Source organism: Arcobacter peruensis, from assembly GCF_003711085.1.
Lineage (GTDB): Bacteria > Campylobacterota > Campylobacteria > Campylobacterales > Arcobacteraceae > Poseidonibacter > Poseidonibacter parvus.
In genome coordinates this window covers 2,711,952-2,729,386 of record NZ_CP032363.1, presented here as the reverse complement: position 1 = coordinate 2,729,386, position 17,435 = coordinate 2,711,952, and the positions used below count along the sequence as shown (strand labels likewise).

Annotated in this window: 19 protein-coding genes; 5 read left to right on the top strand and 14 right to left on the bottom strand. The window is 27.5% G+C overall.

Annotation, left to right across the window (positions count from 1 at the left end):
• Positions 1-52: 52 nt before the first annotated feature.
• Together rnc and aroC are read left to right on the top strand one after the other, a co-directional pair.
• On the top strand, positions 53-730 hold the full coding sequence (rnc, locus tag D3Z07_RS13535) for a ribonuclease III (RefSeq protein WP_076087836.1): 678 nt from the start codon (positions 53-55) through the stop codon (positions 728-730).
• Complete coding sequence (aroC, locus tag D3Z07_RS13530) at positions 730-1,806, top strand: chorismate synthase (RefSeq protein WP_076087838.1); 1,077 nt, start codon at positions 730-732, stop codon at positions 1,804-1,806. The genes rnc and aroC overlap by 1 nt, the downstream gene beginning before the upstream one ends.
• A gap of 37 nt (positions 1,807-1,843) precedes the next feature.
• On the opposite strand, the gene htpX is transcribed toward aroC, so the two are convergent.
• Together htpX and D3Z07_RS13520 are read right to left on the bottom strand one after the other, a co-directional pair.
• Positions 1,844-2,689 carry a zinc metalloprotease HtpX gene (gene htpX, locus D3Z07_RS13525; protein WP_076087840.1) on the bottom strand — a complete coding sequence of 282 codons (846 nt, stop codon included), beginning with the start codon at positions 2,687-2,689 and terminating at the stop codon, positions 1,844-1,846.
• 56 nt (positions 2,690-2,745) lie between these two features.
• A complete protein-coding gene (locus D3Z07_RS13520) occupies positions 2,746-3,660 on the bottom strand; it encodes a 5'-nucleotidase (RefSeq protein WP_076087842.1) in 915 nt (304 codons plus the stop codon).
• A gap of 316 nt (positions 3,661-3,976) precedes the next feature.
• On the opposite strand from D3Z07_RS13520, the gene D3Z07_RS13515 reads away from it, so the two are divergent.
• On the top strand, positions 3,977-4,459 hold the full coding sequence (locus D3Z07_RS13515; RefSeq protein ID WP_076087845.1) for a SixA phosphatase family protein: 483 nt from the start codon (positions 3,977-3,979) through the stop codon (positions 4,457-4,459).
• 45 nt (positions 4,460-4,504) lie between these two features.
• Here D3Z07_RS13515 and mnmE read toward each other — a convergent pair whose 3' ends face one another.
• The 7 genes from mnmE to D3Z07_RS13480 form a co-directional block, all read right to left on the bottom strand.
• Entirely contained in the window at positions 4,505-5,845 is a 1,341-nt protein-coding gene (gene mnmE, locus D3Z07_RS13510) for a tRNA uridine-5-carboxymethylaminomethyl(34) synthesis GTPase MnmE (protein ID WP_122894231.1), read from the bottom strand.
• Positions 5,846-5,849: 4 nt separating this feature from the next.
• Positions 5,850-6,731 carry a Jag N-terminal domain-containing protein gene (locus D3Z07_RS13505; RefSeq protein ID WP_122894145.1) on the bottom strand — a complete coding sequence of 294 codons (882 nt, stop codon included), beginning with the start codon at positions 6,729-6,731 and terminating at the stop codon, positions 5,850-5,852.
• Between the two features lie 12 nt (positions 6,732-6,743).
• Entirely contained in the window at positions 6,744-8,375 is a 1,632-nt protein-coding gene (gene yidC, locus D3Z07_RS13500; RefSeq protein ID WP_076087851.1) for a membrane protein insertase YidC, read from the bottom strand.
• Positions 8,353-8,700: a membrane protein insertion efficiency factor YidD gene (gene yidD / locus D3Z07_RS14400; protein ID WP_076087853.1), complete on the bottom strand. Its 348-nt coding sequence runs from the start codon at positions 8,698-8,700 to the stop codon at positions 8,353-8,355. Before yidD ends, yidC begins: the two co-directional genes overlap by 23 nt.
• Entirely contained in the window at positions 8,697-9,032 is a 336-nt protein-coding gene (gene rnpA, locus D3Z07_RS13490; RefSeq protein WP_122894144.1) for a ribonuclease P protein component, read from the bottom strand. Before rnpA ends, yidD begins: the two co-directional genes overlap by 4 nt.
• Positions 9,020-9,154 carry a 50S ribosomal protein L34 gene (gene rpmH / locus D3Z07_RS13485; protein WP_076087857.1) on the bottom strand — a complete coding sequence of 45 codons (135 nt, stop codon included), beginning with the start codon at positions 9,152-9,154 and terminating at the stop codon, positions 9,020-9,022. The genes rnpA and rpmH overlap by 13 nt, the downstream gene beginning before the upstream one ends.
• 84 nt (positions 9,155-9,238) lie before the next feature.
• On the bottom strand, positions 9,239-11,815 hold the full coding sequence (locus tag D3Z07_RS13480; protein WP_122894143.1) for an ATP-dependent Clp protease ATP-binding subunit: 2,577 nt from the start codon (positions 11,813-11,815) through the stop codon (positions 9,239-9,241).
• 137 nt (positions 11,816-11,952) lie between these two features.
• Here D3Z07_RS13480 and D3Z07_RS13475 point away from each other — a divergent pair, with 137 nt between their 5' ends.
• Positions 11,953-12,519, top strand: coding sequence for a ribonuclease HII (locus D3Z07_RS13475; protein ID WP_076087864.1), 567 nt, complete (start codon positions 11,953-11,955; stop codon positions 12,517-12,519).
• Here the strand turns inward: D3Z07_RS13475 and D3Z07_RS13470 are convergent.
• Positions 12,516-14,522, bottom strand: coding sequence for a PAS domain-containing protein (locus D3Z07_RS13470; protein ID WP_076087866.1), 2,007 nt, complete (start codon positions 14,520-14,522; stop codon positions 12,516-12,518). The genes D3Z07_RS13475 and D3Z07_RS13470 overlap by 4 nt on opposite strands.
• A 153-nt stretch (positions 14,523-14,675) precedes the next feature.
• On the opposite strand from D3Z07_RS13470, the gene D3Z07_RS13465 reads away from it, so the two are divergent.
• Positions 14,676-15,014, top strand: a complete 339-nt coding sequence (locus D3Z07_RS13465; RefSeq protein WP_076087870.1) for a hypothetical protein — start codon at positions 14,676-14,678, stop codon at positions 15,012-15,014.
• Between the two features lie 69 nt (positions 15,015-15,083).
• Here D3Z07_RS13465 and D3Z07_RS13460 read toward each other — a convergent pair whose 3' ends face one another.
• The 4 genes from D3Z07_RS13460 to D3Z07_RS13445 form a co-directional block, all read right to left on the bottom strand.
• Complete coding sequence (locus tag D3Z07_RS13460) at positions 15,084-15,446, bottom strand: methionine-R-sulfoxide reductase (protein WP_076087872.1); 363 nt, start codon at positions 15,444-15,446, stop codon at positions 15,084-15,086.
• A gap of 10 nt (positions 15,447-15,456) precedes the next feature.
• The gene (locus D3Z07_RS13455; RefSeq protein WP_076087874.1) at positions 15,457-16,071 is read right to left on the bottom strand and encodes a fumarylacetoacetate hydrolase family protein; all 615 of its coding nucleotides are present in this window, start codon (positions 16,069-16,071) and stop codon (positions 15,457-15,459) included.
• Positions 16,072-16,917, bottom strand: coding sequence for a tetratricopeptide repeat protein (locus tag D3Z07_RS13450; RefSeq protein ID WP_076087878.1), 846 nt, complete (start codon positions 16,915-16,917; stop codon positions 16,072-16,074).
• A gap of 75 nt (positions 16,918-16,992) precedes the next feature.
• A complete protein-coding gene (locus D3Z07_RS13445; protein WP_076087880.1) occupies positions 16,993-17,424 on the bottom strand; it encodes an HvfX family Cu-binding RiPP maturation protein in 432 nt (143 codons plus the stop codon).
• Between the last annotated feature and the right edge of the window lie 11 nt (positions 17,425-17,435).

The window sequence follows — 17,435 nt, the reverse complement described above, 5'->3', positions numbered from 1 at the left end:
CATTAATTATAAATAATTATATTAATGTAAAAATTTTAAGGAAAGTAAGATAATGAGTGATTATTCAAAGTTAGAAAAGTGTTTGGATTATCAGTTTAAAGATAAAAACCTGATAATCGAAGCACTTACACATAAAAGTTTTAAAAAACCATATAATAATGAAAGATTAGAATTTTTAGGAGATGCAGTTTTAAACCTAATAGTAGGAGAATTTTTATTTTTAAAATTTCCAAAATCTAATGAAGGTGAACTATCAAAGATAAGAGCATCATTAGTAAATGAAACTGGCTTTACTAGATTAGCAAATGATATTAAATTAGGTGATTTTATTTTTATATCAAGTGCAGAAGAAAGAAACAAAGGAAGAACAAAAGCTTCTATTCTTTCAGATGCTTTTGAAGCAATAATGGGTGCTATTTATTTAGAATCAGGACTTGAAGCTTTAAAGCCAATTATTCTAAAACTTCTAGATGAATCATATGACAAAATTAATCTAGATGTTTTATTCTCTGATTATAAAACTGCTCTTCAAGAAATTACACAAGCTAGATTTGGTTCAATTCCTGAGTATAAAATTGAAGCTTCATTTGGTCCTGACCATAAAAAAGAGTTTGAAGTATCAATTTGGATTGATGATAAAACTTATGGAAAAGCAAAAGGTAAAAGTAAAAAATTAGCTCAACAAGCAGTTGCAAAAATTGCAATTGATATTTTAAAAGGTAGCGAATAATGAATACATTTGGACATAGATTTAGATTTTCAACTTTTGGTGAAAGTCATGGAAAAGCTCTTGGATGTATTGTAGATGGAGTTCCTGCTGGAATAAAAATTGATGAAGAGTTTATTCAAAATGAAATGGATAGAAGAAAACCTGGAAAAAACAAATACGCAACTGCTAGAAAAGAAGGCGATAAAGTAGAAATACTTTCAGGTGTATTTGAAGGAATTACAACAGGTACTTCAATTTCAATGGTAATTTTTAATGAAAACCAAAAATCTAAAGACTATACTAATGTAAAAGATCTATTTAGACCAGGTCATGCAGATTTTACTTACTTTAATAAATATGGAACAAGAGATTATAGAGGTGGTGGACGTTCAAGTGCTAGAGAAACAGCTGCTAGAGTAGCAGCTGGAGCAATTGCAAAATTAATGCTAAAAGAGCTTGAGATTGAAGTTCAAAGTGGTATTTGTGCAATTGATGGAGTTGAAGCTAGTGAATATGACTTTTCAAGTGTAAGTGACTCTGAAATATTTGCCCTAGATAAAAATGTTGAGCAAGCACAAAAAGATGCAATACTAGCTGCAAAAAATAAGCATAACTCTGTTGGTGGTGTTGCTCTTGTAAATGTTAAAAATGCTCCAATAGGTTTAGGTGAACCATTATATTTTAAACTTGATTCACAAATTGCAAATGCGATGATGAGTATAAACGCAGTTAAAGCTGTTGAAATTGGAGATGGAACACTAAGCTCAAAAGTTAAAGGTTATGATAATAATGACCAAATAAGAAAAGATGGCTTTAAAACAAATCATAGTGGTGGAATTCTTGGTGGAATTTCAAATGGCGATGATATTAATGTGAAAGTTTATTTTAAATCAACTCCATCTATTTTTATTAAACAAGAAACAGTTGATATTCACAATGATGAAGTTGATTGCGAACTAAAAGGAAGGCATGATCCTTGTGTTGCAGTTCGTGGTTCTGTTGTTGCTGAGTCTATGATGGCTTTAGTATTAGCTGATATGGCATTACTTAATATGTCATCTAAAATAGAAAATGTAAAAAAAGTTTACTCAAAATAAAAGAGTAAACTTTTACTCTTTTAAATTTACTTATTTTTTAAAGTTCACTTTTTAATTCTTCAAGTCTTGCAATTCTATCTTCAGTTGTAGGATGAGTTCTAAACAATCCTCCAAACGTAGACTTTAAACCTGAAAATGGATTTATTATAAACATATGTGCTGTTTGTTCTGTTGCATTATGAACTTGATGACCATTTCTAGCATAATTTTCTAATTTTGATAATGCAGATTGCAAGCCACTTGCATCACCTGTCATTCTAGCAGCTCCCTCATCAGCCATAAACTCACGACTACGACTTACTGTCATTTGAATAATTGAAGCTGCAAGAGGTAATAAAAGTGCCATTAATATCATCATTATTGGATTTGAATTTTGTCTATTACTTCCAAACATTGCACCAAATTGCATCATATTTGCTATCATTGCTATTGCACCTGCAAAAACAGCTGCAATGGTTCCCACTAAAATATCATAATGCTTTATATGAGATAATTCATGTGCAATTACACCTTCAAGCTCTTTTTCATTTAACATTTCATATAAACCCATTGTAACTGCAACTGCTGCATTTTCATGATTTCTTCCAGTTGCGAATGCATTTGGAGTATGATCTGGAATTAAATATACTTTTGGCATTGGTAATCCAGCTTTTTGTACAAGTTTTTGAGTAATTTGATAAACAGGATGTCTTTTATCTTCAAGAGGTGTTGCATCATAATGCTTTAATACTTGTTGGTCTGAATAATAATATGCATAAAAGTTCATACCACCTGCTATTAAAAATGCGATTAACATACCGGTTGTTCCTCCAAAAGAAAAACCAATAAACACAAATAAAACTGTTAAAGAAGTTAATAAAAATACTGTTTTTGCTTGTTCCATAATATTCCTTTCATAATTTTAGTAATTATATAAAAAAATAGTTAATAAATATTAAACTAAATTCTATTTAAAATTGATTCTTCTTTATATAAAACTTTTGCACTTGGTGTTTGCTTTGAAGTACTCTCTAAATGAACATCTTGATCATCAAAGAAAATATCAGCACCAAAAGCTTTTACTACTTCATATTTATCAACTCCCCCTAGGAAAAATGCTTCATCAAGTCTTACATTCCAATGAGAAAGTGTTCTAATTACTCTTTCATGTGCAGGTGAATTTCTTGCAGTTATTAGCGCTGTTCTAATTGGTGTTTGCTCTTCTTGATATTTTGCTTGAATATTTGATATTACTCTTAATAGCTGAGCAAAAGGCCCATCTTGCATTGCATTTGATACATTTGCTTTTTCATGCTCTAAAAAGGCTTCTAAACCTTGAGTTTTATATATAACTTCTGATTCTTCTGAAAATAAAACTGCATCCCCATCAAAGGCAATTTTTACTTGGTTTGAAAATTCATTATTTTTATTTTCATATGGTAAAATTCTAGCAGAGGCTATTCCTTCATTAATTGCATTTTGAACATCATGTTCATTTGCTGATAAAAATAAATCTACTTTAAAAGGTTTTAAATATTTTGCAATATCGTTTCCTCCTGTCCAAGCTGAACGTTGAATATCTAGTTTGTATTTTTCTATTGATTTTGTAATTCGTAATGAAGTTGCTGAATTATTTCTAGACATGATAATAACTTCAACTTGTTTATCATCAGGAAAATCTTCATTTATTTTTAATAGATTTTTTACTAGTCTAAAACCTGTACCTTCATCTATTTGTTTATCTTCATTTTCAATTTGATATTTATAATAATCATCTAAACCTTTTTCTTCAAATATTTTATTTTCATCTTCTAAATTAAATAATGCTCTTGAAGAAATTGCAATTACTAATTTTTTGTTTAAATCATATCCCACTTTAATTAACCTTAATTTTTTTCTATTATACAAATATTAAACTATAAAATAAATTTTTTCTATAAAATACAAAAGAAAAATTCAAAATATTGATATTTTATATGTTTAACGACATAATAATTATTTAATTTTTAAGAGCCCTATTTAAAAGCAATAAAAATATTATTTGTAAATAATAAAATAATATTGATATTTTTTAATAAAAACTTGTAAAAATTACACATTGATATTGATTATATACAATAAGGTTATAATTTTATAATAAAAAAAGGATTTTTCTTTTAAAATCATAATTAATAAGAATAAAGAGTAATAAATGAAAAAACTATATATTGTAAGACACACTAACAAAGCTAATGAAAAACCTGGTCAAGATGATTATGATAGAGAATTAAGTCAAAAAGGTATTGAAGAAGCTAGAAAAATAGCTCAAAAGTTTGTAGATAAAAATGTTACTACTGATTTAATTGTATCAAGTCCTGCACACAGAACTAAGCAAACAGCTGAAATATTTGCAGAAGTGCTAAATTATGATAAATCAATAATGTATAATGAAGTTTTATATATGGCATTTGTAAATGAACTTCTTGAGACAATATCTTATACATTTGATACAGTTGAAAATATGATATTAATTGGACACAACCCATCTTTAACTGCGCTTGCAATTACTCTTGTAGATTTTAAAGAGAAATTTGAAATAGGTGGAATTATGGAAATTGAGTTTGATTGCAATTCATGGATTGATATATCAAAAGAAAATGCAAAATTGGTTTCTTATATATATCCTGAAGAATAAAACAAAAGATAAAAGTAAATTTACTTTTATCTCAAATCTTTAAAACTATTTACCTAAACAAAACTCTCCAAACATTACATCTAACATTTGGTCATTTTCATATGGTCTTGTAATATTTGATATATTTTCTAAAGCTTCTGTTATATGATGAGCAAAGAATTCTAACTCGCCACTATCAAGTGGCATAATAGATTGCTCTATATGAGATAGCGTTAATTCAACTGATGATACTTGTCTTTTTGAAACAAGAGTCATTTCATCACTATGTGTATTTGAATCTAATATTGTTTCAATATTTTTTATAAGTGGATTTATATCTTGTTTTGTAGATAATTCAATAAAATCACTTATTAAAGATTTATCAAAGCTATTTTCTAAATCAGATTTATTTAAAACTTTTATGATCTCTTTTTCTTTATTTGAAGATATTAAATCTATAATTTTTTCATCTTCACTATCACAAGTTTTACTATTATCAAATAATGCAATTACAATATCAGCTTCGTTAATCGCTTCAATTGATTTTTCAATTCCTATTTTTTCAATAACATCACTTGCATCTCTAATTCCTGCAGTATCAACTATTTTAATTATATGAGTACCAATTTTTACAGACTCTTCAATAGTATCCCGTGTAGTTCCTGCAATATCTGATATAATCGCTCTATCATAGTTTAGAAGCTTGTTAAGTAGCGATGACTTTCCAACATTAGGTTTTCCAATGATTGCCACTTTAAAGCCTTCTATCATTCCCTCACGTCTTTTACTAGCATCAAGAGTATTTGATAGTTTTACAATAATTTTATCCATTTTATTTTTGATTTGCTCAAAAATATCTGATGGCAAATCATCTTCAGCATAATCAATTGAAACTTCTGTATAAGCTAGCATGAATAGTAAATCTTCTCTAATATCATTTACAAAAGATGTTAGTTCACCTTTTAATTGTCTTGCTAATAATTTAACTGCATCTTCGCTTCTAGCTTCAATAATTTTAGAAATTGCTTCAGCTTTTGATAAATCTATTTTATTATTTAAAAAAGCTCTTTTTGAAAACTCACCAGGGCTTGCAAACCTAGCTCCATGATTAATAGTTTCATTTACAATCATATTTGCAATTGCAACTCCACCATGACATTGAAATTCAATTACATCTTCACCTGTAAAAGAAAATGGTGCTTTAAAATATAGAACTAAAGCTTCATCAATAACTTCATCTTTTTTAGAATATAAAGAAGAAAGTGTTGCTAATCGTGGTTGAAAGTTTGATTTTTTAGAAATTTTTAGAGCGATTTCAAGAGCATTTACTCCTGAAAGTCTAACTATTGAGATTGAACCAATTCCATTGGCTGTTGCTATTGCAACAATAGTATTATCATCAAACACTTTATTAGTCTTTGCTTCTGTACTCATTTACAAGTACATATTTGTCGCCTCTTACATTTGTTTTTACAGCAACATATTTATTTGGAAATTCATCTCTTAGTTTTTTAAGTGCAATATGAACTAAAATACCATCTAAAGGTTTAGTTTTAAAAGTACCTTTTTCTTTAATTACTTCTATTACAGGTTCTAAATAAGTATAGATTGAAGCTTCTTGATTTTTTAAAAACTCTGCTACTTCTAATCTTAGCATTAATCCATACTTTTCATTTATCCAATTAAATAAAATATAAGATAAGGCTTTATATCTATAACCTTCTTTTCCAATTAATAAAGCAGAATCATCACCTGTAAATTCAACATATAAAGTTTCTTCATCATAGAAATCTACTTTAATATTATCGATTTTATAACAAGTATTTGAAAAAAGTAAATCCATTCCAGCTTTTATTTCGTTGATAATATCTTGTTTATCTTTTTTTACCACTAAAGAAGAAAGTTCATTTGAAGCTTCATCTTCATTGTAAAAGTTATCAAAAATTTTATCTTTTGAAGTATCTTTTGGAACTTCATTTAAAATAGGCTCTTCTTTTAACTCTTTAGCTTTTTTTACTATTTCATCACTTTTATTTGAATCTTCAATTCTTTTAGAAACATCTTCAATTTTTACATCTTTTTTTCTAAATGTTTGTGATGCTGATTTTTTTTCATATTTATTACAATTATCTTTATAACAAACTTGAATAATAGCAGTTTTTTTACCAAGCCCAAGGAAACCCTTGCTTGGCTGTTGAATTACATCAATTTCTAAATCTGTAATTGAACACTTAAAATCAGCTGTTGCTAATTCGTAAACTTCTTCTAAACATTTAGCTTCAAATTTTTTCATTGTAAATCCCTATTATTCTGCTTTTTGTTTTTCCGCTCTTTTTCTTTCAAACATTTTATTAATGTAATACTGTTGTGAAATTGTAAACACGTTATTTACGAACCAGTATAATGTAAGTCCTGCAGGGAACCATAAGAAGAAGAATGTGAAAATAATTGGTAACATTTGGAATATTTTCTTTTGCATTTCATCTTGCATTGTATTTGGCGTAATTTTTTGTTGTAAGTACATTGAAGCACCCATTAAAATTGGTAATACAAAGTATGGATCCATTTCAGCTAAATCATGTACCCATAGCATCCATGGTGCACCTTTTAACTCAATAGCATTTAATAAAACTCTATATATTGCGAAGAATACAGGAATTTGTAAAATTAATGGTAAACATCCACCCATTGGGTTTGCACCATGTTTTTTATATAATTCCATCATATGCATAGATTGTTTTTGTTTATCATCTTTATATTTAGCTTGAATATCTTTCATTTTTGGTGCTAAATCTTTTAATTTTTGCATAGATACCATACCTTTGTATGATAAAGGATAAAGTACTAATTTAATTAAAATAGTTAATATAACAATTGTCCAACCCCAGTTTCCAACATAACTTTGAATAAATTGAAGTAATAAGAACATAGGTTTTGCAATAAATGTAAACCAACCATAATCAATTACATCAATTAATTCAGGATTTAAGGCTTCTAAATCTCTATGATTTTTAGGACCCATGAAACCTGAGAAAGAGATATTACTTCCACCATGAACAAAAGCTTGAACATCAGAATTTGAGTCAGGCATTAAAGAAACACTTAATGACTTTTCAAAATTATAAATTAAACTTGTATAATATCTATCAAAACTAGAAATAAATTTTGCACCAATTATGTCTTTATTTTTATCTAAATCACCATCTTCAATTGTTTCTAAAGTACTGTCATTTAATTTTGCGATAAAACCATGAACTGCATACATATCAGCTAAAACATTTGGTCTGTATCCATTTGTAATAAAAAATTGCTGATTGTTTGTAGAAGAAACTTTTAAATCATAGTGTCCATCAGGATAGATTGTAAACTTTTTAGTTAAAACTGTATTACTTAATGTCTGAGTTAATACTAATTCTTGAACATTACTTGTAGCATCAATATTAGCAGAACTTGCAACAGTTGCAACTTTGAAAGCTTCAGCATTTAAGTTTGCATCTGCAAATCTAACTTCTAAAGGTCTTAATTGATTAACTTCAAATAATTTGATTTGATTTAAATCTTCATCTTTATATTTTTCTTGAGTTAAAGTAACTTGCGCAACTCTACCTAAAGTATCAATTTCAATAATATTTTTTGCTGTTTTAATAACAGAAACTATTTGTGAACTTGCAATTGTTTTTGGAGATAAGGCTGCAACTTGGTTCGACATATCAATTGGATTGCCATTTACATCTGTTGATACCATTTGCGTAGTAGACGTTTTTACATCTGGAGCACTGTTTTCTTGTGTTGTTTGCTCTACTTTAGCTTGAGCAGCTTTAGCTTCTTGCTGTGGTTTTAATACTAAAAACTCATAAGCTATAAAAAATACAAAAACGACTACTGTCATTATAAGCATTCGTTTTTGCATTCCGTTATTTTGATTCATATTGTTCATCCTTGTTTTTCCACTGTCGGTTTTTAACTACAAAATATTTATTGTTTTTTGTTGGAACATACCAATAAACTATTTTGATTTTTTCAAAATTTACATTTTGAAGTTTTTTTAACTTTATAACTGGATAATCTATTCCACCAGAAAAAAGTTGATTACATTTTAATACGCGTGATATTGTAAAATAAATCGCCTTAAAAAACGTATTATTATCTAGTTGCCATAGGGCATATTGCGAACAAGTTGGATAATATCTACACGATCCAAATGAAATCACACTCAAATACCTCTGGTAAAACCTAATAAAGTATTTAAAAATTGTTTTCATTGTAGTAATTCAAGTCTTTTTAATGCAAAATCAAAATCTTTTTTTAGCTGTGAGAAGCTTTTATCGTGTATTGTATTTTTAACAACAAAAATATATTTACCGGATTTGATTTGATTTTCGTAAGTAGCAAATAAAGCTCTCATTCTACGTCTTGCTTTATTTCTTAATACTGCGTTTCCTACCTTCTTTGAAGTTACAAAAGCAGCGTTTAATGTATCGTTAGAACCAAAAAAAGCGACAAATGATGACGTATGCCATCTTTTGCCGCTTTTATATAGTTTATTAAAATCTTTCGAGCTATTTAGTCGATGTCTTTTGCTTAAACAGCTAATCTTTTTCTACCTTTAGCTCTTCTTGCTTTAATAACTTTTCTACCATTTTTAGTAGCCATTCTGATTCTAAAACCATGCGTTCTCTTTCTAGGAGTGTTATGTGGTTGATATGTTCTTTTCATGTTAGTTATTCCTCTATATTCACTAATTAAGTTGGGGATTATAGTTAAACCAAGCTTAAAATTTCTTTAGTTTTATATACTTATTTAAGAAATATTAACAATTACCTCATCATTTACTACATCAAACTCTACTTTTGAACCTTCAAAAATTTTATCTTCTAATATTAAATCTGCAAGTTTATCTTCAACTATTTCATAAATAGCTCTTTTTAATGGTCTTGCCCCATATACTGGATCATATCCAGCTTTAGCTACATAAGCTTTTGCGTTTTCGCTTAATGAAATATGTATATCTTTTTGCTCTAATTTCTCTTTTATAGTATTAAACATAATATCAACAATATTTGTAATTGCTTCAAGTCCAAGTTGCTCAAATATTACAATATCATCAAGTCTATTTAAAAACTCTGGTTTAAAGTATGCTTTTAGATCATCTAATACTTCTTTTCTTCTTTGTTCTTTATCTGATATATCAATAATTTTAGCACTACCAATATTAGATGTTAAAATTATAATAGTATTTTTAAAATCAATTGTAACACCTTTATTATCAGTTAATCGTCCATCATCTAATACTTGTAATAAAATATTAAATACATCAGGATGAGCTTTTTCAATTTCATCAAATAATATTACAGAATAAGGTTTTCTTCTAACTGCTTCAGTTAACTGTCCACCTTCATCATATCCAACATATCCAGGTGCAGCTCCTATAAGTCTAGATACTGCATGTTTCTCCATATACTCACTCATATCAAATCTAATTAGTGATTTTGGATCATCAAATAAAAACTTAGCAAGAGTTTTTGCAGCTTCTGTTTTACCAACTCCTGTTGGTCCTAAGAACATAAAAGAACCAATAGGACGTGAATCATCACTTAATCCTGCTTTATTTCTTTTAATAGCTCTAGATATAGCTTTTAAAGCTTCATCTTGCCCTACTACATCTTCTTTTAACACAGACTCAACTTGTAATACTTTTTGTTTTTCTGAATCCATCATTTTATTAACAGGAATTCCTGTCCATCTTGAAACTATTCCTGCAATTGCGTCTTCATCTACAGAATTTCGAAGAAGTGTTCCTTCTTTTTGCATTCTATTCCATTTTTCTTCATTTTCTTTTATTTTTGTTTCTAATGCTGGAATTTCACCATATTCAATAGATGCTGCTTCTTCAAATTTAGATTCTCTTTTTGCACGTTCTGCTTTTGTTTTTAATTCATCAATTTTTGCTTTTAATTCACTTGTAGCATTAAAAGTCTCTTTTTCATTTTCAAATCTAGCTTCAAGGTTTTGTTTTTCTTCTGTTAAATTAGCTAGTTCTTTTTCAATTTCTTCTAATCTATCCTCATTCTTTTTGCTTTTTTCCATTTTTAAAGCTTCTTTTTCTACATTAATAGTTTGAATTTCTCTTTTTAATGTTGAAAGAACAGTTGGTTCTGATTCTATTTGCATTTTAAGTTCAGCTGCTGCTTCATCAATTAAATCAATTGCTTTATCAGGTAGAAATCTATCTGTTATATATCTATTTGATAACTTTGCTGCACTTATTAGTGCTGAATCATTAATAGTAACATTATGATGCGTTTCTAGTTTTTCTTTTATTCCTCTAAGAATTGATAATGCTTCATTTACTGTTGGTTCATCAACATTTACAGGTTGGAACCTTCTTTGCATTGCTGTATCTTTTTCAAAATACTTTCTATACTCTTTTAATGTTGTTGCACCTATTGTATGTAATTCTCCCCTTGCAAGACTAGGTTTTAAAATATTTGCTGCATCCATAGAGCCTTCAGATGCACCAGCTCCAATGATTGTGTGGATTTCATCAATAAATAGTATTATATTTCCTGCTTTTTTTACTTCATCAATTACTGATTTTAATCTATCTTCAAATTCACCTCTATATTTTGCACCTGCTATTAGAGAACTCATATCTAAGCTTATTACTTTTTTATTAAGTAAAGAAGTTGGAACATCTTTGTTTACAATTCTTTGAGCTAGTCCTTCGGCAATTGCTGTTTTACCAGTTCCTGGTTCTCCTAGAAGTATTGGATTGTTTTTTGTTTTTCTTATTAGAATTTGCATCATTCTATTAATTTGCTCATCTCTTCCAATTACTGGATCTAGTTCCCCATCAATAGCCATTTTGTTTAAATCAATTCCATATTTTCCTAAAGCTTCAAGATTATCATCGCTACTTGCTGAATCAATTGTACTTCCAGCTCTCATAGCTTCTAGTTCTTTTGTAGCATCTCTTAGATTAATATATTTACCTAATACTTCTTTTAACTCTTTTGAGTCAAAATTTGAAATAAGCCAAGTATCAATAGCAATAAACTTATCTCCTTGTTTTGCTGCTTGTCCTTCTGCTTTTTCTAGACTTTGAACTACGTTTCTTGATAATTTTATATTCTCTTTTGTTACTGATGAAACTGCTGGCAATTTTCCTGCGTATGATTTAGCTTCTAATTCAATTGCAGCTTTATCAATATTCATCTTATTTAATAACTGGTTTAATACCGAGTTTGTATTTGTTAATAAAGCCCAAAGTAAATGTATTACTTCTACTTCCTGATTTTTATTATGTAAAGCTAATGCAACAGACGAATCTATTGTTTCACTTAGTTGGTTTGTTAGTTTTTCAAATAATTTATTCATATTAGCACTCCTTTAGTTTAACTGCTAATAAAATTATAGCACCTTGAGTGTATGTTTGTCAAGTAATTTGAAAAAGAAATTATAAAGCCTCTTTTTATTAAAGATAATATACTATTTGAAAAAAGATTGGATTATATATGTTATGTGGTATTGATGAAGCAGGTCGTGGGCCTTTGAGTGGGCCTTTAGTTGTTGCTGGATTAAGACTTAAAAAAGAGATTAAAGAATTAAATGATTCAAAAAAATTAAGTGAAAAAAAAAGAGAAGAACTATTTCCACTTATAATTGAAGACAGTGATTATCATATAGTTTTTAAAAGTGCAAAGCAAATTGATGAAAAAGGCTTAAGTTATTGTCTAAAAACAGCAATTGAAGAAATCATGCAAAATGTAAAAGCAGATGAATATTTAATGGATGGGAATACATCTTTTGGAATAAATACCTTACAACATAAAATAAAAGCCGATGCAACAGTAAAAGAAGTTAGTGCAGCTTCAATTTTAGCCAAAGTGTCTAGAGATAGATATATGAAAAAAATTGCACCTTTATATCCAAACTATGATTTTGATAAACACAAAGGCTATGGTACAAAAGCTCACGTAGAAAAAATTAAAGAGTTTGGAAGATGCTCTGAGCACAGATACACATTTAGATTAAAAGCTTTAGGTGAAGAAAAAATTGGTGTTCAAAAGAACTTATTTTAGTTCTTTTTCATCTTTTTTGCTAAGGTAATTTTAAAGCAAGCACCTTTTACATCTTTTCCTAAATATTTAAAATCTACATTTGAAGCTTCAATTTTTCCAAATAAATGTTTTGTAATAATTTCATGAGTCATATATAATCCAATACCAGTTCCAACTGATTTGTGCTTAGTTGTAAAATAAGGCTCAAATATTTTTAATAAATTTTCTTTTTCTATTCCAAAAGCATTATCTTTAATGCAAATAATACAGTTTTCTTCATCCTTATAAGCATCAATAATAATACATTTCTTTTCAATATCTTTTTCATTTAATGCATCAAAAGCATTGTTTATAATATTTAGTAAAGACTGAAGTAATTCATTTTCATAAACTTCAATGATAATATCATCAATATTTAATACTAAATCAATTTTTTTATTTTGGACTTGTGATTTAAAAAAATATGTTGCACTATGTATTAATTTTTTAATATTAACTTTGCTTTTTACTCTGTCTTTATTTAAAAAGTTTCTAAAGTCTTCAATGGTCTGAGATAAATACATACCACTTTTGATAATCTGTTCCATTGAATCATCTATATCTTCTTTTTTTGTCATATTTAAATTATTTGAAATTTTTAATCCACTTGCTACTGTTGTGATAACTGATAAAGGCTGTCTCCATTGATGTGCAATATTTTCTAACATTTCACCCATTGCAGCTTGTCTTGATTTTTGAATAAATAAATCTTTTTGTTTTAATACTTCTTGTTCTAATTTTTTTCTTTGATCTATATCTTGATGAATTCCTACAACTAATGTAGGTTTATCATCTTTATCTCTTTTTACAATTGAGCCATTACTATATATCCATTTATAATTACCATCTTTACAAAGCATTCTAAATTCTACTTCATATTGTGATTTTTCTCTATTTTCATGTTTTTTAAATTCCTCATTTATTAAAGGTATATCTTCACTATGTATTAAAGTAAAAAAATCAGATAAATCTTTGATATCATCTTTTTTATATCCTATGATTTGTGCCCAAATATCATTTGTTTCATTTTTATTTGTTTTTGGGTTCCAACTCCAAGTTCCAAGTTTTGCACTTGAAATTGTAAGGTTTAAAAGTTTCTTAGCTTCTTTTCTTTTTCTAATTTCTGAATTTAGTTTTCTATTAATTAACAGTACAAATATTATAATAAAGAAAGAAATCACAAGTATGCTTAGCATTGAGGAGAAATAACTCTTTTCATATACAATAGAAAGCCATTTATTAAAAATTTCCTGCTTTTCTTTTTTTGGAACTGTTAAAATTGCCTTATCTAAAATTGATTTTAATAAGGGTTCATCATTTCTTGTAGCAATTCCTAATTCCCATCTTTCATCAAATTTACCTGCAATTTTAAGCTTACCTACAAAGTCATTTTGAATCTGATATCCTACTGTATATAAAGTTCCAATAAAACCAAAAAAATCATTATTTTGTAATTTTGTTAATCCATCCTTTACATTTTCTACATATACAAGATTAATAAAGGGATATTTTGTTTTGATAATTTCTGTGTAAGCATAATCTTTTACAATCCCAATCTTTTTACCCTTTAAATGCGAAATATCATCTATAAATAATTCATGAATTTGGGTACTTATTACTAAAGGAATATCGAAATAAGCTTTTGTGAAATCTAAATATTTTAAACGTGATTTAGTAGGCATTATTAAAGAGAACATATCACATTTCCTTTTTTTCCCTAACTCTAAAGATTGACTCCATGTTTTACTTTGAACAAGTTTTATTTCAATATTAATATTCTTTTCTAATATCTTAATATAATCAGCTGTCATTCCAATATGCTTAGTATCCTTAATCATTTCATAAGGCATCCAGTTAGGATCAACACAAAGATTTAATGACTTTTTATTTAATAGGTATTCTTTTTCAAGTTTTGTTAATGATAATTCATTTGAGAATAAAAAAGTAAATGTAAGAGTTAATAAAAGAAACAAATTTTTAACCATAATTCTCCTAATATTTTAAATAAATCTTTTATAATTATTTTAACATTAATATATATAAAAGTGTATATGATTGTATAAATTATAAGAGTTAATTTCAACTATTTTTTAAGAAAATTTGATAAAATATATACATAAAAATTAAAAGGAATATAAATGCAATTAAATGTATCACCTGAGGTAATACTATCTCAACTTGGTTATTCAAAAAGTGATTCTTCAGTACAACAAGCAGAAAAGATGATTTCATCTACAGATAATTTTGATAAATTTTCTAAACATATTTTTTCACTAAATGATCATTTAAAAAAGATGAACGCTTATGTTGGTTTATCAAATAAAACAGACTATCTAAAAATTAAATGTGATGAGAATGATGCGGATGCTATTTTAAAAGAGTTTCATGATGAAGTTTCACACTGGGCAGATAAATACAATGTAAAACTTCAACAATTAGATAAAAAACCTATTTATTATATTTTAGGAACAGTTTAAAATATTTTTTATAACTATAATAATTAAGACACCTTTTGGTGTCTTTAATATTTAAAATTATCTGATATATTATTTTTCTTTTTCAAAATCTATAGAAACTGAGTTTACACAGTGTCTTGTATTTTTTGAAGTTAACCCTTCACCTTCAAAAACATGACCTAAATGACCACCACAATTATTACATACTATTTCTATTCTTCTTCCATCTGCATCAGGTACTCTTTTTACTGCACCTTCTAAATTATCATCAAAACTTGGCCAACCACAACCTGATGAAAATTTACTATCTGATTTATACAATGCAGTATTACATTTTCTACAAGTAAAAATACCTTTTTCATAAAAATCGTTAAATTTTCCAGAAAATGGTCTTTCTGTACCTTTTTTTTCAATAACTCTTATTTCTTCATCACTTAATTTATTAAATTCCATTTTATTTCCTTTATGAAGCTATAAATTCTTTTTGAATTAATACTTCATTTTTGTATAATATCTTTCCAATAAATTTATCACCAATTTCAAATTTTCCAACACCCTTTGGTGTTCCTGACATTATAATATCTCCATCTTCAAAACTTAAAAAAGTATTTGCTTCTTTTATAATATCATTTGGTTTATTTATCATCATAGAGACATTACCATCTTGTTTTAATTCATCATTGATGAATAATTGAACTTGAAGCTCATTAATATCACCTTCAAAGGCTTTAAATTCTGAAAAAACTGCTGCCTTATCAAATGACTTAGCTCTCTCCCACGGTAAACCTTTGCCTTTTAGTTTTGATTGAACTTCTCTTAGTGTTAAATCTAAACCAAAACCAACAGCAGTGATCTTATTTTGCTCTATTACAAAAGAAATTTCTGCTTCATAGTGGCAAGATTCATTTCCTTTTGGGAAAACCAAAGTATCACTAATAGCTGAATTTGGTTTAATAAAAAAAACCATCTCATCTGGTGTTTCATTGTTTAACTCTGCAATATGTTCAGTATAATTTCTTCCAATACAAAAAACTTTTGATGGAATTATTTCTTTATTTTCAATTAATATTTTATTCATCTATTTTATTAATCTCTTTTTTCTCATTAATTCTAATCTACTTTTTGAATAATCACTTCCTGATTTTTCATAAAAAGTCTTCGCTTTTTCATAGTTTCTTTCAACTCCATAGCCCATTTCAAATTGATATCCTAACCATGACATTGCATATTTACTGCCTTTTAGTGCAGATTTTTTAAACCATTTGTACGATTCTTTATAATCTTTAGCAACACCATAACCTTTAGCGTAAAGATAACCAACTTTTTCTAAACCATAAGTATTATTTTTACTTGCCGTTTTTCTATACCAGTGCATTGCTTTTTTATAATCTTTTTCTACACCCCAACCTTGTTCATAATAATATCCAATTTCATTTTGAGCAAAAACATCATCTTGAAAAGCAGCTCTTTCAAATAAATTAAAAGCTTTTTTGTAATCTTTTTTTACACCATAAGCACGATCATAAAAATAACCTAGCTCTCTTAGTGCAATTTTATCATCTTGCTTTGCAGCTTTTTCAAGCCATAAAAAAGAGTTTTTATAATCTTTTTTTTCTAAATAATTAAGCCCTAATTCTCTTTGAGAATATTTGTCATTTTGCATTGCTGCTTTTGTAAACCAAAAGTCTGCTTTTTCTTTATTTTTTGGAACTATTTTTCCAACATTATAATAGTATGCAACCCATGATTGAGAAGTTATATTACCATCTTCTGCTTTTTCTAAATGACAATTAAATTTTTCTTTCTCATCTGTTAATGCTTTACAAGTAGATACATTAGAAGATTTTGTTGTTTGATTTAAATTACTTTGAGAACAACCTGTAAAAATAAGTGTTGTTAGTAATAATGTGTATATAAGTTTCAAGTTTAACCCTTTAAATTAATTTTGACTATTTTATCAAAATTGTCATTATTAATAAGAGTTAAACTCTAAAATAGATTATTTTTTTGAAAAATAATTATCAAGTGAGAATTTTCCCGCACCAAATGAAGCAAAAATTCCTAAAAGTAGTAAGAAATATAATGGTATTTCAAAGCCATTATCACCTGAACTAAACCCATTTCCAATATGTACTGTTAAAATAGCCACCACCATTGTTCCAATTAAAGGTAAACTAATAACTCTAGTTAATAAACCTAGTGCTAATAAAACCACACCTAAAGACTCAACAGATGCTGAAATATAAACATTTAATAAAGGAAAGGGAATTCCTAAACTTTCATACCAAGACGCAGTATCTTCAATTGCATTCCATTTATTTAATGCTGGATCTAAAAATCCATATGCAATAGTAAGTCTAGCTAGTAGAAGAAAAAAACTTTGGAAGTTCTCTAAAAACTTCTGTGAAATATTGTTGATTTTGTTAATCATAACTTATCCTT

Excerpts from the sequence above, each read along its gene's own strand:
- D3Z07_RS13480 (WP_122894143.1), bottom strand. The coding sequence starts at position 11,815 with ATGAATAAATTATTTGAAAAACTAACAAACCAACTAAGTGAAACAATA.
- yidC (WP_076087851.1), bottom strand. The coding sequence starts at position 8,375 with ATGAACAATATGAATCAAAATAACGGAATGCAAAAACGAATGCTTATA.
- rnc (WP_076087836.1), top strand. The coding sequence starts at position 53 with ATGAGTGATTATTCAAAGTTAGAAAAGTGTTTGGATTATCAGTTTAAA.
- htpX (WP_076087840.1), bottom strand. The coding sequence starts at position 2,689 with ATGGAACAAGCAAAAACAGTATTTTTATTAACTTCTTTAACAGTTTTA.
- D3Z07_RS13475 (WP_076087864.1), top strand. The coding sequence starts at position 11,953 with ATGTTATGTGGTATTGATGAAGCAGGTCGTGGGCCTTTGAGTGGGCCT.
- D3Z07_RS13445 (WP_076087880.1), bottom strand. The coding sequence starts at position 17,424 with ATGATTAACAAAATCAACAATATTTCACAGAAGTTTTTAGAGAACTTC.
- rpmH (WP_076087857.1), bottom strand. The coding sequence starts at position 9,154 with ATGAAAAGAACATATCAACCACATAACACTCCTAGAAAGAGAACGCAT.
- D3Z07_RS13470 (WP_076087866.1), bottom strand. The coding sequence starts at position 14,522 with ATGGTTAAAAATTTGTTTCTTTTATTAACTCTTACATTTACTTTTTTA.
- D3Z07_RS13515 (WP_076087845.1), top strand. The coding sequence starts at position 3,977 with ATGAAAAAACTATATATTGTAAGACACACTAACAAAGCTAATGAAAAA.
- D3Z07_RS13505 (WP_122894145.1), bottom strand. The coding sequence starts at position 6,731 with ATGAAAAAATTTGAAGCTAAATGTTTAGAAGAAGTTTACGAATTAGCA.
- yidD (WP_076087853.1), bottom strand. The coding sequence starts at position 8,700 with ATGAAAACAATTTTTAAATACTTTATTAGGTTTTACCAGAGGTATTTG.
- D3Z07_RS13455 (WP_076087874.1), bottom strand. The coding sequence starts at position 16,071 with ATGAATAAAATATTAATTGAAAATAAAGAAATAATTCCATCAAAAGTT.
- D3Z07_RS13465 (WP_076087870.1), top strand. The coding sequence starts at position 14,676 with ATGCAATTAAATGTATCACCTGAGGTAATACTATCTCAACTTGGTTAT.
- aroC (WP_076087838.1), top strand. The coding sequence starts at position 730 with ATGAATACATTTGGACATAGATTTAGATTTTCAACTTTTGGTGAAAGT.
- D3Z07_RS13460 (WP_076087872.1), bottom strand. The coding sequence starts at position 15,446 with ATGGAATTTAATAAATTAAGTGATGAAGAAATAAGAGTTATTGAAAAA.